The organism is Spirosoma pomorum (genome assembly GCF_054776615.1).
This window is the reverse complement of record NZ_BAAHBP010000001.1, coordinates 472,374-486,995: the sequence shown is the minus strand read 5'-3', so window position 1 is coordinate 486,995 and position 14,622 is coordinate 472,374. Positions and strand designations below refer to the sequence as shown.

At 50.2% G+C, this 14,622-nt stretch carries 15 protein-coding genes and 1 pseudogene; 9 read left to right on the top strand and 7 right to left on the bottom strand.

The genetic code is table 11. From position 1 onward, the window contains the following. The first annotated feature begins 52 nt into the window (after positions 1 to 52). From ACYVAD_RS02005 to ACYVAD_RS01990, 4 genes are all read left to right on the top strand, one after another. Positions 53 to 865 (top strand): bacteriorhodopsin, encoded by an 813-nt coding sequence (locus ACYVAD_RS02005; RefSeq protein WP_461137792.1) that lies wholly within the window; start codon positions 53 to 55, stop codon positions 863 to 865. Between the two features lie 113 nt (positions 866 to 978). Next, on the top strand, positions 979 to 2,436 hold the full coding sequence (locus ACYVAD_RS02000; RefSeq protein WP_461137791.1) for a carotenoid oxygenase family protein: 1,458 nt from the start codon (positions 979 to 981) through the stop codon (positions 2,434 to 2,436). A 271-nt stretch (positions 2,437 to 2,707) separates the two neighbouring features. Further along, positions 2,708 to 3,331, top strand: a complete 624-nt coding sequence (locus ACYVAD_RS01995) for a Crp/Fnr family transcriptional regulator (RefSeq protein ID WP_461137790.1) — start codon at positions 2,708 to 2,710, stop codon at positions 3,329 to 3,331. A gap of 69 nt (positions 3,332 to 3,400) precedes the next feature. Continuing rightward, a complete protein-coding gene (locus tag ACYVAD_RS01990) occupies positions 3,401 to 4,207 on the top strand; it encodes a sterol desaturase family protein (RefSeq protein ID WP_461137789.1) in 807 nt (268 codons plus the stop codon). 288 nt (positions 4,208 to 4,495) lie between these two features. Here ACYVAD_RS01990 and ACYVAD_RS01985 read toward each other — a convergent pair whose 3' ends face one another. Further along, positions 4,496 to 4,708: a hypothetical protein gene (locus ACYVAD_RS01985; RefSeq protein ID WP_461138509.1), complete on the bottom strand. Its 213-nt coding sequence runs from the start codon at positions 4,706 to 4,708 to the stop codon at positions 4,496 to 4,498. Positions 4,709 to 4,867: 159 nt separating this feature from the next. Next, entirely contained in the window at positions 4,868 to 5,731 is an 864-nt protein-coding gene (locus ACYVAD_RS01980) for an SDR family oxidoreductase (RefSeq protein ID WP_461137788.1), read from the bottom strand. A 99-nt stretch (positions 5,732 to 5,830) separates the two neighbouring features. On the opposite strand from ACYVAD_RS01980, the gene ACYVAD_RS01975 reads away from it, so the two are divergent. After that, positions 5,831 to 6,247 carry a winged helix-turn-helix transcriptional regulator gene (locus ACYVAD_RS01975; RefSeq protein WP_461137787.1) on the top strand — a complete coding sequence of 139 codons (417 nt, stop codon included), beginning with the start codon at positions 5,831 to 5,833 and terminating at the stop codon, positions 6,245 to 6,247. Positions 6,248 to 6,560: 313 nt separating this feature from the next. Here the strand turns inward: ACYVAD_RS01975 and ACYVAD_RS01970 are convergent, their stop codons facing one another. After that, on the bottom strand, positions 6,561 to 7,034 hold the full coding sequence (locus ACYVAD_RS01970; protein WP_461137786.1) for a hypothetical protein: 474 nt from the start codon (positions 7,032 to 7,034) through the stop codon (positions 6,561 to 6,563). Between the two features lie 692 nt (positions 7,035 to 7,726). Beyond that, positions 7,727 to 7,879: pseudogene (locus ACYVAD_RS01965) on the bottom strand (IS3 family transposase); the annotation flags it as partial. 198 nt (positions 7,880 to 8,077) lie between these two features. Here ACYVAD_RS01965 and ACYVAD_RS01960 point away from each other — a divergent pair. From ACYVAD_RS01960 to ACYVAD_RS01945, 4 genes are all read left to right on the top strand, one after another. Next, on the top strand, positions 8,078 to 8,758 hold the full coding sequence (locus ACYVAD_RS01960) for a response regulator transcription factor (protein ID WP_461137785.1): 681 nt from the start codon (positions 8,078 to 8,080) through the stop codon (positions 8,756 to 8,758). 18 nt (positions 8,759 to 8,776) lie between these two features. Next, positions 8,777 to 10,042 carry a sensor histidine kinase gene (locus ACYVAD_RS01955; RefSeq protein ID WP_461137784.1) on the top strand — a complete coding sequence of 422 codons (1,266 nt, stop codon included), beginning with the start codon at positions 8,777 to 8,779 and terminating at the stop codon, positions 10,040 to 10,042. Between the two features lie 59 nt (positions 10,043 to 10,101). Further along, positions 10,102 to 10,947, top strand: coding sequence for an HAEPLYID family protein (locus ACYVAD_RS01950; RefSeq protein WP_461137783.1), 846 nt, complete (start codon positions 10,102 to 10,104; stop codon positions 10,945 to 10,947). Positions 10,948 to 11,031: 84 nt separating this feature from the next. Then, the gene (locus ACYVAD_RS01945) at positions 11,032 to 11,451 is read left to right on the top strand and encodes a hypothetical protein (RefSeq protein ID WP_461137782.1); all 420 of its coding nucleotides are present in this window, start codon (positions 11,032 to 11,034) and stop codon (positions 11,449 to 11,451) included. Between the two features lie 136 nt (positions 11,452 to 11,587). Here ACYVAD_RS01945 and ACYVAD_RS01940 read toward each other — a convergent pair whose 3' ends face one another. The 3 genes from ACYVAD_RS01940 to ACYVAD_RS01930 are packed head-to-tail and all read right to left on the bottom strand — an operon-like array spanning position 11,588 to position 14,613. Then, a complete protein-coding gene (locus ACYVAD_RS01940; RefSeq protein ID WP_461137781.1) occupies positions 11,588 to 13,021 on the bottom strand; it encodes a hypothetical protein in 1,434 nt (477 codons plus the stop codon). Further along, positions 13,005 to 13,592: an RNA polymerase sigma factor gene (locus ACYVAD_RS01935; RefSeq protein ID WP_461137780.1), complete on the bottom strand. Its 588-nt coding sequence runs from the start codon at positions 13,590 to 13,592 to the stop codon at positions 13,005 to 13,007. Before ACYVAD_RS01935 ends, ACYVAD_RS01940 begins: the two co-directional genes overlap by 17 nt. 52 nt (positions 13,593 to 13,644) lie before the next feature. Next, complete coding sequence (locus ACYVAD_RS01930; protein ID WP_461137779.1) at positions 13,645 to 14,613, bottom strand: hypothetical protein; 969 nt, start codon at positions 14,611 to 14,613, stop codon at positions 13,645 to 13,647. Positions 14,614 to 14,622 lie beyond the last annotated feature (9 nt).

Below are 14,622 nucleotides of genomic sequence, written 5' to 3'. Positions count from 1 at the left end.
CATGAGTTACATATTCGCGATAGGACATTAAAATAAGATTAAAGCAACGGATATGGAAAACATGGAGAACCAGTTCAACTACTCATCAGTCCAGTTTGACATTGTCAATCACGTACTGGTACTGGGAGCGGGCGCAATGCTGTCAGGCCTCGTCTACTTTATTCTAACGATCAAAGATAGCTCGCCCAAATATCGGTTAACGGCTGTCATCTCTTCAGTCGTGATGGTGTCGGCAGCATTAATTCTTTTTAACCAGCAGCAAAGCTGGCAGCATGCATTTACCTGGGATGGCAACCAATGGAAGCCCGGTAACGCTACCTTCTCTAATGGCTTTCGGTACGTGAACTGGTCGATCGACGTACCCATGCTGCTTACTCAGCTAATTATCGTACTTGGAGTATCAAGAGCCAGTTTTCGTCGTCGCTGGATCGGTCTGGTAATCGCTGGTCTGCTGATGATCTACACCGGATACGTAGGTCAGTTTTACGAGGCAAATGATACGTCTAAGTTGTTGATATGGGGGGCTATCAGCACGGTATTTATGGTGTATATCTGCTATATCGTTGGCATCTCAGTTGCCGAGACTCACGTTGGCATGCCACCCAAAGCGGCCAGCCAAGCTAAGGCTATTTTTTGGTTGATGATTGTCGCCTGGACGCTGTACCCCATCGCTTACCTGATGCCCTGGTTATCGCCAACACCTAATGGAATGGTTGCCCGGCAGATCCTGTACACCATCGCCGACATTACCTCAAAAGTAATTTTTGGAGTCATGCTCAGCCAACTGGCCACCCGTTTGAGCGCGGACGAAGGTTACGAACCAGCCAAAGAGTCGATGAAATCGGTTGTCTACGGACGCGGTTAGGGCACACTATCCCCTTCTGGAGGGGGGGAGTGTTCTTTTTTATCAACCAAACCAAATTCCAGTAGGTTATCAGCCTGGATATCGGTTAATAACCCAATAACTCTCCTACAGCCATGGCCATACAGCATTACAATGTATTGTACAATTACGTCCGGGCCAATGAAACGGTAGAGGATGAATACGACGACGCTGAACTAGTGCTGCTGGAAGGCCAGTTGCCCGCCGATTTAAAGGGCGTACTGTACCGTAATGGGAACGGCCGATTCGCCCACCAAGGGGTCTGGTATGACCACCTGTTTGACGGCGACGGTATGATTGCGCGTTTCGAGTTTGACGGGCAACGGGTACGCTACCGGAACCGATACGTACGGACGCGGGAGTTCGTCGAGGAAGAAAAGGCCGGGCGAATGCTGCACCGGAGTTTCGGTACCAACCTGCCCGGTGGTTTGCTGAAGAATATCTTTCGCCTGCAATTCAAGAACGCGGCCAACACCAGTCTTATGTGGCATAGTGGGCAACTACTGGCCCTCTGGGAAGGAGGCTGGCCGCACCGGGTCGATCCAGTCACACTGGACACGGTCGATCGCTACGATTACGATGGGGTACTGAAGAATCCATTTTCATGGGTTGATCGTCAAATCATGCCCGAGATGCCTTTTTCGGCGCACCCCAAGGTGCACCCTGACACGGGTGTTCTCCATAATTTCGGTACGGTGGCCGGCACCAAGCAGCGGCTAGTACTGTACGCAGTGGATTGCAATGGCAAGGCTACAATCGATCAAGTGATCGAGATGGACGAGATGACTTTTTCGCACGACTTTGTGCTGACGCAACAGGGTCATCGAATTTTTTTTCTGACACCCGTGGCCTTCGATATGCCCCGTGCATTGCTTGGGCTGACCTCACCCGCAGCTTCGATTCGGGTCAATCGCGATAAACCGACACTAGTGTTGGTGATTGATCCGTCGGGGCAGGTTCACCGGCTGACCACCGACTTTTGTTTTGTCTTTCATTTTGTCAACGGGTATCAGGACTCAGATGGTAAACTGATCGTCGATGGCCTGATGCTGGACTATTTTCCGGCCGCCGAGTTGATGAAAGCCTACTTGCAGGGCGATGTGGCCGACGACGGCAGGGGGGCTCGCTTCACCCGCTACACGATTGATCTGACAAGCGGACAGGTCATCCACCGGCCGCTGGTCGACTACGAAGGGGAATTGCCCGAGACTCATCCGGATCGGCAGGGGAAACCGTATCGCTACGCCTGGAGTATTGGCCGGCCGCTGAGTCACAGCCGCCCACTAGCTGATCAACTCGTTAAAATCGACGTAACAACCGGGCAAGGCATTCACACGGGAGACGACTATTGCCTGCCTAGCGAGCCCATCGTTGTACCGCGCCCCGGCAGTAGTGCCGAAGATGATGCCTGGCTCCTGTATCTGCGGTTCGACGACCGCACACGCACAACGGATCTTCTGGTGGCCGATGCCGGCAGTTTGGACACCATCGCCCGGCTGCGGCTTCCCCATAATATTCCTCTCGGATTTCATGGGACATGGTTGCCAGAGTAGATAGCTTAGTTGAGGTAGCTACTGATAATTTTCCATATCCGATGTGTATTTATGTGGATACACACTAACTCACTTATTCTCAATAAACAATCCCGTCTAAGGAACAGCATGAGGACTCTCGCTTGATCTCAAGCAGGGGCGATTAGTACAGGGAGGTTATTTCAGATCTATTTCCGTTCCCTATGGTATTATACTTTAGGGTAGCACGAGCATGCCCGCTGTTGAAACCCTATTTTTACGTAGTCTTACCAATTGATTGGCATTAGTACGCATGGATAGCCTAACTCCACCCTTGGCTTTTGACCCCCACTCCGAACGAGTGCTGTTTTACCTGCAGAGCTTTGAAAACCTGACTTATGAAGATTTACTAAGTCTGTTACAATTAGCCAAACCACGGCACCTAGCGGCTTCAGAGGTGTATATTCAGGAGAACAGTACCCATCGCAAAATCGCGCTAATCTTAAAGGGATTGATCCGCGTGTATCTGGTCAAGCAAAACGGAGATGAAATTACAACGGAATTAAACTGGGAAGATCAGATCGTAGCTAGCCAGGACGCCATTTTCCTCAATAAACCATCCCGGTTCACTTATCAGGCGATGGAGGATACCGACTTACTGGAGATCGAGTACGATGCGCTGCAAGCGCTGCTCGAAAGTACACCCAAGTTAGAGAGTACGCGTAAGTACTTTTTGATGAATATGCTCGCTCAATCAATGGACCGGATAGAGTCCTTCGTATTGCTTTCGCCCGAAGAGCGCTATCGCCAATTAGTTGAGCAAAAACCCAATATCATCAACCGGGTTCCCAACAAATATATTGCCACCTTTCTGGGCATCACACCCGTTTCACTGAGTCGGTTGAGAAGACGGATGGCCACCAAGCACGAGCGGTAATTATCTTAAGTTAACCAGCCAAAAAGGCCCGAGGTAGTAGGTTTGTATTATCATTAGAACCCTGCTGTCATGGAGCATTCATTGAAAATCTTAGGGGGTACATTCACCATGTTAAGCCTGCGGTATTTCGTTTTAGCGGGTCTCCCATTTCTTATTTTCTACTTAGTCTTTACCCCCTATTTTGCTAAGTCGAAAATTCAGCCCAGAAATGCCGTTAATAAGGACTTTATCCGCGAAATTCTGCATTCCCTGCAATCCACGGCCGTGTTCGCGCTTATTTCGTATCTAGTCCTGCGCACGCCCTTCAAAAGTTACACCCTGGTCTACGATCATCTAGCCGACTATCCGGGCTGGTGGGTAGTGGCGAGTCTGGGGATCAGTTTAGTTATTCACGATACGTATTTTTATTGGATGCACCGGTTGTTACATCACAAACAACTCTTTCGGTTAACTCATCTATTGCATCATCGGTCAATAAATCCCTCACCCTGGACTTCCTATTCATTTAGCTTCCTGGAATCCTTCGCGGAAGGAGCGGTCCTGGTGATCATTGTTTGCCTGATACCGATGCATCAATTGACCATAGTATTGTTTGCGGTAGTTGGATTTGTGATCAACGTATATGGTCACCTGGGCTACGAAATAGCTCCACGCTGGTTTCGGCATTCTTTCCTTTTTGAGATCCTCAACACTTCTGTCCATCACAACTTACACCATAGCAAGTTCAAGGGTAACTATGGTTTGTATTTTCGTTTTTGGGATCGACTATTGAAGACGGAGAACCCGAATTACGTAGATGAGTATGATCGTATACAGGCAAAGCGCTTTGATACCGTAAAAAACGCTTCTTCGGTCCCCTCGTCAGTCTATCAATAGGTCCGTTAAGCAAATTTTCTCTCCCAGTCTCGAACGTGAAACAATTGAGACTGAGAGAGAAAATTCTTAGGGTTATCGATTTGCGATCAGCGTATATGGTTACCTAGGTCAGTGATGTAGAGAAAGGAGGTAACACCGTAATATGCTACGAACTGGATCGCAGTGGCGACGGTCAACCGCTGCTGGCAATTTAATAGTCATAAAGAAGCCGTCTATTGAAATGCTCCTCTCCCTGAGAGACATCATTCATTGTTGATATACAGACGTGTTGACTATACGTGGTAGGGTCTAGCCAATATCAGCCCCGTGTAGCAGCCGGAATATTACCTCGGCTTGAACCGACTTGGCATTGGTAATCACCGAAACTAACAGGCTTAGTTCGGCAACATAGCGGGTAAGCGAGCGGGACCTTTGTTGCTTACTGAAGCTAACTCTTTTACCCGCTTGCCCGGTCGTTGCTACCAGGGTCTTGCCAATGTGGCCGCGCCCGACAAATTCGATAATGGATTATTATAGGGGCATGTAGGAATCTTGGGTGAGGGGCGAACGCACTTGCAAGATAGGAGAAACTGCCTAGGATGGCCAAGCTTGAATTAAGCAGATGAACTCCTATGGAAGTCACTTGCTCGGGATTGGGCTATGAGCCACCACTACAAGCGGTTAAGTACCCGGGAAATAAGTTGTTTTCAGATACTCCCGCAGCGAAGTTGGCTTATGGCCCAGTAGACGCTCGACGGTATCATGCGTCTCAGCCAGCATACCGTCTTTGGTGGCTGCACCCCACTGGGCAAAGAAGTTGGCGACTACTTCGGGGAAGCCAGCGGCTACTTTCTGGGCGATATAGGGCGCCAGCTCGCTGCTTTTGTAAGCGATGGGCCGGCCCGCTAACGCGGAGAATTCTCGGGCGATATCGTCAAACGAATAGGCTTCACTCCCCGATAGGGTATACTCCTTGTTCTCGTGCCCTTCGCTGGTCAGCAGGGCCGCCGTGGCAGCAGCCAGTTCGCTCCGCTTGACAAAAGCTATCTTACCTTCTCCCGCCGGGAAACCTATCTCGGTGTCCGGTACTGAACTCCCAATCAAGTACTCAAGGCCTTCAAAGTAATAGCCGTTTCTAAGAATGGTGTATATCAGTCCGGACGCTTTGAGGTAGGCTTCCGTGGCTAGGTCGCTTTCGGTGACCTCCGTCAGGACAAAATGTGAGCTACGCTGGATGCTGGTGTAAAATAAGTGTTTCACTCCGGCTTCCTTAGCCGCGTCGATGACATTGCGATGCTGGCTCCCCCGGTCGGTAAAGGCCACGGCGGAAACCAGCAGTACCTTATCGATGCCCCGGAAGGCTTGCACCAGCGCGGGATAGTCAAAGTAGTCGGCTTGCCGGACGTCGACGCCCCGCTTCACAAGGTCCGTGGCTTTGCTGACGTCGCGCACCAGGGCCGCGATTTGAGCAGCTGGCGTGGTTGTAAGAAGAAAGTCGATGGTTTGGTGGCCTAACCCACCAGTAGCTCCAGTGACGAGGATCATGATGAAAAAACTAAAAATTCGTGTATATTTACTTGCGAATTGCAAGTGTAAAGGTAAAGTTTTTTGCTTTTAAATTGCAAGTAAAAGTAAATTAGTTTTATGAAAGAGCTAAAACAGCGATCCACTTGCCCCATCAGTACGTCGCTCGACGTGCTAGGGGACAAATGGAGCCTGCTCATTCTACGGGATATGGTGTTTGCGGGGAAGTCTACTTATGGACAATTCTTGCAGTCGGAGGAAAAAATGGCGACCAACATTCTAGCCGATCGTTTATCGGTCCTAGAGTCGCAAGGCATCTTAACCAAGACTGTGGCTGCGGATAAGAAATCGAAGTTCACCTACCGCCTGACAGAAAAAGGTGTTGATACCATCCCCATTCTTATGGAGCTCATTCTGTGGGGAACCAAGCATTGCTCCACTATCGTCGATCCGGGCATACTGGAAGAACTTCAGGCAGGAAAAGAGGCTGCTATTGACAAGTACCAACGGCTAGCCCGCGCAAAGTCCCTAGCCTAAACAAGAGGTATGCGTTCTGCCGCCTGGAAAACACTGGGATAAAAGCAGTGCGCTCACAAGCCCACTCTTTTAAGTTTTGGGATGTCGCCAAAGTCGCGCTTATTCAGGCCCCGATGTAGATGATTGCTGCCAGCAGGGTAGATAGTTTTGGTTATGTTAGGCTAAAATTCTTGCGTCTAGTAAAGACAAATTTACTGTTTAAAACATGCTTAGGTTGGAACCAGTAGCTATGTGTTTCCGAAAATAATAAGTCTGCTAGCAGTTACTTCATCAATAAACTATTAGCCCATCCCCCACCCCAACTGCACGAGTGTTAGCGGTTTAAAGTTAGTCTAACATCTAAAGCTTGCGAGTGGAACTGGCCGTTTTTGTCAATATATCCTGCTGGGCCGTACAGTACAAGTGTGTTGGGGTTGTTCTCTTGGATCTGAAAACTACCAGTCAAATCAATACCTTTTTTATTATTCTGATCTACAAGAGACAAGCTCATTCTGTCACCTTGAGGAGCGATACTGTACATGACCGCTGATCTGTCAAGACCATTAATAGAATAATAACCAAAGCATTCACGATTTGATGCCGTTAATTTACACGTACCAAATTCAAATGAAGATTTGCTATAGTTAACCGAAGAGTCGGGTGTAGAATTTCCTTTTTGAAAGTAATCAATTTTTGATATTCGCCAACCACCTGATACACGATCGGCTTCAACCTGCTCATCACTCTTACAACCAGAAATTGAGAATAATAGTGAGCCAAAAACAATTGCTAATTTCATTAAATTCATTATAAAACACACATTAGTTTACGTATTAAACAGATACTAAAAGCTGATAATTCCCTACTTTTATAAGTAAGCTGATGCGTGGACCGCCCTTGCAAAAAGTACTGATCATACTTTGCCCCTATGAGACTTTCTTTTCAACTATAAACGTAATTTGTCGAATCGAAAAGGTCAAAGAAGCTGGTAGCATTAGCGGCAAATCAGACTATAATTATCAGCAGTGTTAGGTACCTAACGCTGATCCTGATCGCTAACACCTGGATAAAAAATATGTGCTCAGCTATGAAACACTGGGCAATGCCATAGATGCCCTGATTGACAATACCAACAGTCATCGCGTCAGGTAGGATGCAGTTGAGGGTATGGATTTCATTCTTACTGCGAGCCCAGAGGCTTTCAAACTCGACTAGGCTAGTCAGGTCGCTGGTGACTATCGAGAGTCCAATCGGTTAAAAGCTCCCTAGCCTTCATGCAACAGTACTACGGATAACCTATTGCCTTCGCACCGCACTAGGATAAGAAAATGCCCCGTATTCACACTGATGTCCCTGACAACTGGCTTAATGCCAAAGAGTTGTTCTGGTCTAAAACCCTGTGCCAGTTACAAACTGACTACGCTGCGACCATAAATCCTATTGGTTGGAAAGCGGAACCTAAGGCAGCATATCTCGGATATCGACGTAATGCGCGTTTATATCATACAGCAATAGGAATGACAGATTATTGCATTCATCACGGAGGCTGCCATTAAACGACCGCGCTGGAGTCCAGCCCATAAATGGGTTATCGATAAACTTGCCAAGCCGAGAAAAGTCCAATGTTACCCCATTGTCATATGCCCCTTTATCAGTTTAGAAACGGTGGCCGCCCGAGGGGACGAAAGAGTAAAGCGACCCGGTCTCTTCTAACCCGGAATATAGAATCAGTACCAGTAACTTGTTTCGGAGGTAAAGCAGACTTTTTGGGGCAGCCAGACTGCGTGTTAGTGACTTATCCAGACTTTTTCCAGAATTGCCGGTTTGTTTTGTACACAGATCAGTTGCCCCATGAAGTTATTGCTTATCGAAGATGAGCCTGGACTCAGTCAGACCATCAGTCAGTTCCTGCAAAGTCAGGGACATATTTGCGAAACGGCCACCACCTACCAGCAGGCGGACGAAAAAATAGGGGTGTATGCCTACGACTGTGTGTTGATTGACCTGATGTTACCAGGGGGAAATGGGCCGGACATCTTGAAGCGCCTTAAACAGGACCACCCGCAAACCGGGGCTATCATTATCTCGGCAAAAGACTCGCTGGATGATAAACTGGCGGGGCTGGATCTGGGAGCTGATGATTACCTGCCCAAACCCTTTCATCTGGCGGAGCTTAATTCCCGGATCAAATCAATCCTGCGCCGAATGAAATTTGAGGGGTCGGCGAGCCTGGACGTGGGTCGCATACGGATTGATACCGAGGCCCGAACCGTATTTGTCGATGAGCAGCCCATCAGCCTGAATCGAAAAGAATACGATTTGCTGCTCTTGTTTGTTACCAACAAGAATCGAGTGATCAAAAAGTCGGCGCTCGCAGAGCATGTCTGGGGGGATCAGGCGGATCAGGCCGACTCCTACGATTTCATTTATTCGCAACTAAAGAATCTACGTAAACGATTCAGTCAGGCTGGCTATGAACTGGATATTCAAACGGTTTATGGAATTGGCTATAAATTCTCGCCTGACTGCTGAGTAAATGCCTTCCCGCTCATGCGACTTCTCACCCGTAGTACCCTTAGTAGCGCTCTGGTTTTTTTTATGGCGCTGATTGCTAGCGGATTTTACGTCTTCGACCAGGTCAGTCAGGAAGTACACGACGAGATCGATGAAGAACTCCAAAACCGAAAGCTGGAGATTCTGGCCAGTATTGCCGCGCAACCAAACCTGCCGATCATTCAGCCGGGTATTACCACGGATTTTCAATTAGATACCATCAGTGCCGCTGCGTACTCGGCGTTACGTGAACATACCGAGGATATACCTATGTATGAACTGGTGGAAAAAGAATACGAGCCACATCGTCAATTAGTCGCCAAGTTTATTCATGAGGGTACGTATTATCGACTACGTATCCATATGTCGCTGCTGGATCTGGAGGATATGGGCGAAGTAATTGCGCTCAGTACCGGCGCGGTTATTGCCAGCCTGCTCATCCTGAGTTTTCTGCTCAACTTTTTTCTCCAGCAACGACTTTGGCGCCCCTTCTATTCCACCTTGTCTCAACTGCGGACATTCAAAATCGATCAGAACGACGCGCTGCGCTTACCGGTCAGTTCAGTGCATGAGTTTACGGAACTGAACCAGACAATTACTTGGTTGACGACGGTCAGTCAGCGGGCCTATCAGCACCAGAAACAATTTGTTGAGAATGCTTCGCATGAAATCCAGACGCCCCTTGCCATCGCGTTGCATCAGACCGAACAGCTCATTCAGAGCCCGACCTTGACAACCACTGATGCGCAGGCACTGGAACTACTTAACCAGCAACTGGAGCGCTTGTCGGCACTCAACAGAGCGTTGCTGCTGCTGAGCAAAATCGATAATCAGCAATTCAGCGAGACGCAGTCTGTCAAGCTGGGCGCATTGATCCGTCAAACCGTGGAGGAGTATGAATTCATGGCTGAGCACAAAGAATTACACGTTCAGCTACTGGAACTGGATGATGTCGACGTATCGGCCAATGAACACCTCATGGCGGTACTCGTTCGCAACCTGATCCGAAACGCCTTGATTCACGCGCCTGCTACTGGTACTGTTACCATCCAACTGGTCAATCGGTCGTTACAAATTGAGAACACGGCTAGTTCGAGAATCGACCAGCCCGAAACGCTTTTTGGTCGGTTTACCAAGCAAAGTGATCAATCCCAGTTACTTGGCCTAGGATTGGCCATTGTTAAATCGATCTGCGATACGTATGGGTTTATCCCTCATATCACACAACCCGAAAACTGGTTTTGTATATCTATTCAGTTCTAACATTCCAGATTCGTTCCAGAAACGCCCCGGAGCTTTGCCCTAACCAAACGGCAAGCGACATGAAAAAGGCGCTATTTTACTGGATTCTTATTTTAGTAACCAGCTATTCAACCGGTCAGGCTCAATCCAGATCTAAACCCACTGCAGCTGTGGGGGATACTTCACACATCGTCAAACCCGCTAAGATTTCGCACGCGGAGCCACTGTATCTGGATTTAGTCCGTGATCTCGGTGCCCGTAAAGGCGAGCGGGAATGGAATGTAGGCACGCAGTTTAGTCAGCGTGGGGGTGGCACCGCCTGGCATCCGTTTGTTGAATATGAATTTGCGCCTATCAATCGACTCGGCATGGAGGTTGAATTACCCTTTCAGCTTACCGTTCCAGCCGATAACCCGGAAACACCCGCGACGGCTACCTTCCGCTTACACAGCGTTAAAACGTCGATACAATGGACATATGCGGTGATTGTTCCCTGGCAAACGTCACTGGCAGTCGGGTATACCAATGAACTGGTTGTCAACGCGGGGGGGCAGGCGGGAAAGTCCGTATTCACGGCCGAGGAAGGGCATCCGTTTCTGGTCGCGGCTAAAAAATGGGGGCAACGCTGGAACACGCTGGTCTATGCGGCACTAGGCGGGCAATTACCCCACCAGGGGGCGCTCCGCTCCAGTGGGTACGAACTTAATCTGGCGCTTCATTACGTTATTCCCCGAAATAAAGCGTTTCTGGGAGTCGAACTGTATCAATATCAAAACGGACCGCAGCGTGAGCGACTGATTCGTCCACAGGTTCGGGTAGCCCTGAAAAATAACCTGCTTGTGGGCCTAGTGGCCAGCCTACCGCTGACGGGCTCAGAAGGCCCCAGCTCGTTTGTCCGGCTTATCTATGAACCCCGTCGACGCTAACCCGGATTGCCTATGATAAAACCCGTACTCGTTCATTGTTGATCACTTAAACAACTGATCCCATGAAGAAGTACCTCGTTTTTTATGTTGGCACTGGTTAGCCCATTCAGTTCGCAAGCGCAGGAGATTCCGTCAGCGGCTGTTCCGGTCTCCGTTAAAAATGCACCAAAAGCCAAGTTTCCTGGTACAACTGATAGTGACTGGAAGAAAGTCGGTAGCCAGTACAAAGCCTCGTTCGACATGAGTAAAGTCGACCATGATGCCGTGTTCACCGCATCGGGACAGCTACGTTCTCACGATTATGACATTGCTTATTCTGATTTACCCGCATTGGTCAAAATAGCCGTAACCAAGCAATTTCCGGCGTATCGTCCGGATGGAGCCGACAAGCAGGAGGCAAACGGTCGTGTTACGTACAAAGTGGAATTAGATGGAACGCCGGACTTGAAGGTCATGAGGGCCTACAGTCTCATAAGAAACCATAAAAAAGATGCAGGAATCTAACCTCAAGAAATAATGAATAATGCAATATTTGCCTGGTAGGTTCAACATACCCAGCTTATCGCAAACCTTATTCTAATCTCTTCGTCACCCTCAGTATTTAAGGGCGGATTGCTTTTCAGGAGCATACCCTTATACTTCACCGCTTCGGTGGATTCAGCCGGGGTCGAAGTCGGACACTTACGCCTACCACAAAGGGGTGAATGGTCAACTGCTGCTGTTCGCTCATCAATCGAGTCAGCCCGTACTCAACCAGTAAACCAGCCTGTAACTCAAGATGTGGACTTAGGGGCAGTCGACGGCCAGCTCCTCCCCGCAAACTGGCCAGAGTCTGCCCATCTATTAACGAATATGCGACCTGACCGCCCAGCTCGACCGAGTAACGGCCCTGCCCCAGGAAGCGGTATTGGCTTAGGCCACCACCCACCATCGGCAGGGCGACATTTTCAGCCACTATGTGCTTTTCCTGGACTTGCTGAAAGGAGTTAGTTGGACCAAAATCCATGCGAAACCGGTTCTCGTTGACCGTGTAATAAGCCCAGCGCCGAAGTTGCCCTAGGGAGAGATAAGCCTGCCAGCGCTGCCAGCGGACGCCCCCGTTGATTTGATACCCCCAGGTAGCTGGCGAAAAAGCCGCCGGGGCATTGACTTGTGAGAGATGGACGGTTGACGTAGACGTGGTACTCATCCACTGGAAGCTGCTCAGCGGCACCGTTTCGACAAACCACTGTTTGCTCCGGCGAACGCGATTCTCTACCGCATCAGCCGGATAGGCCACGGATTTATTAGTGGGAAGGCGGTCGGGTAGCGCATGCAGTGAGGAGGGGAGCGCAGCAATTGCCGGGGAGGTAAGCCGCGCGACCACGACGGGCGAGGTTGCTGGCGGATTAACTAACACATGAGCCTCAACCGTAGGATTACCAATGTCGTTACCCAGATGTTCCTCCGAAGGTTCTGTCCACTCACGATGGCTGGCGTTGAGCGAGGGAGCCAACGTAACTGGAAAGCGTGGATGAGAAAAACGAGACGATTTGGCCAAGGGCTGACCTGGGCGATGAGTATCTGCCAGCGACAGCTTTGATCCCGCGCGTAGACGAAGCGAATTTCGATTCGGTAGCAGCCTGTTACGTCTGGATGAACCGTCTACGACTGCGGTTTCTGCACTGGTTACAGTTGGCTGATGATCCGTTAGCCGCTGACTAGTCCCCGGCCTATTGCTCCGTGGACCGGTGTGAGCTTGGTCTGTTGGTCTAGCCACCCTATCCGGTGTCGCTGGTTGATGAGCAGTAGCCCGTTCCGAATGACCAGTAACCGCAGGCTGAATTTTGGCTATACGGCTTTGGCCCGACGCGGGGCGGTTGATTCGGCGAATCGTGTAAACCAGGGCAGTGCTGATCAGCAACAGGAGCAGGCTTCCTACCAGCCAAGCCGTCATTTTGGGACGGTTTGGGCCCATTACCCGGCGGAGGATGCGCTGGCGCAATGCAGGCCTGGACTGCACCTTAAAACCCGCAAATGCCTGCTGCCAGTCCTGGCGCAGCAGCTCATCGGGATCTTCATCCCATAAATTCATGTCGTTTGAGGCCATGTTGATCAATGAGTGTCAAGAGTAGTTGGCGGGCCCGGCTGAAACGGGAGCGGGTCGTAGCCTCGGGAACATTGGTGAGCTGAGCGATCTCGGCGTGCGTATACCCTTCGATCAGGTAAAGATTGACAACTAGCCGGTACGCGTCGGGTAGACGGGCTAGCAGTCCCAGGATGGCTTCGTGGTCGTAACCGGCCACCAGCGGCAGGTGATCATCACTGGCAGGTGGCTCGCTGATAGCCTCGTAGCTGGTCAGGTGTTCCTGATGGCGGGTAACGCCGTGATAATAATTGATCGCCGTGCGCACCACAACCGATTTCACCCAACTGTCAGCCGACTCGGGTTTGACCAGTTCGTCGATATGGGCAAACACTTTGACAAACGCTTCCTGAAAGATATCTTCCGCTTCGGCCACCGTCCGGGCGTACCGGACGCAAACCCCCAGCATCTGCGCCTGGTACCGTTCGTAAAACGCCCGCTGCGCCCGCGGTTGCCCCTGCTGACAACCTATGACCAGTTCGGTAAGAGTTCGGTAAGACTTATGACCGAATAGCGCCATGTACGAAGACGGGTCAGGGATGAAGGGTACTGTTTAGGAAGGGAGCCGATTGTCAGTAGCTAGTTGTCATAAAGGATCGACTGATAAGTTGACCATTGCCCGAAAATACGAACAGCCAGCCCTGGTTTTCCTTGATCAGACTCACCCGATACGTGTCCAGCGAGCCGTAGGTGTGGCGGGTGGTATAGCCGTATAAGGCCCCCGACTGGTTCAAATCAAAGCCAGCCAATTCGGACCGGCGCAGATACGTCTGAATCACCGATGGTAATTGATCGATCTGCCGAATTTGCTGCGTTGCCTGAGGGCTAGTGGCAGCAACTACCTCTCCCGCGTTATCGTAGGTAAGTTCCCAGGCCTGATTCTGGCGGTTTACCCATATCGTATACTGCCGCTTATTAAAACCTTCAATGGTAATCGTCGCGTACGTAAACGTCAAACCCTGCTCACGTAGGATGGACTGCATCGATTCCGGCAGGTCAGTCAGGGTATTGGTTTCATAGCTGGCCTGCTGGAACGGTAGCAGCTCGGCGTAATAGAATGGCGCGCTGGAACCCGACCGGACAATATACCAACGGGCCGTGTAAGCCTGTTGCTGCCAGGTGTAATCAGCGTATACGTACGAGGGTGGTCCGCTCAGGCGAGGAGTGGTGTACCAACCAGTATACTGGCGAGAACGAGGATTACTAAACGTACCACCCGCGACCGCTGTCGACCGTAGAATACGCGTGAGCGAATCAGGAAGTGTTCCTTCAACTAACTGATCAACCGTTATCAGTCGCCCGGGACTAACCAGTGCCTGGTAACGTTGGCGCTGCTGTGTAAAGTCAGCCTGCCAGAGCTGATTAGCCACCAGGGTCGTGAACAGCATACTCTGAACCTGAGGATATTCCCGGGCAATCGCCTGGCCAGTCACGGCCGAAGGACCCGTGTCGGGCGTTGGCTGCTGATCCGTAAAGCGGTTACAGCTACTGGTCCAGCCGAGCAGCAAGCCAATCCAGACGTATCGATTGATAAAATGCATGGGGATTCG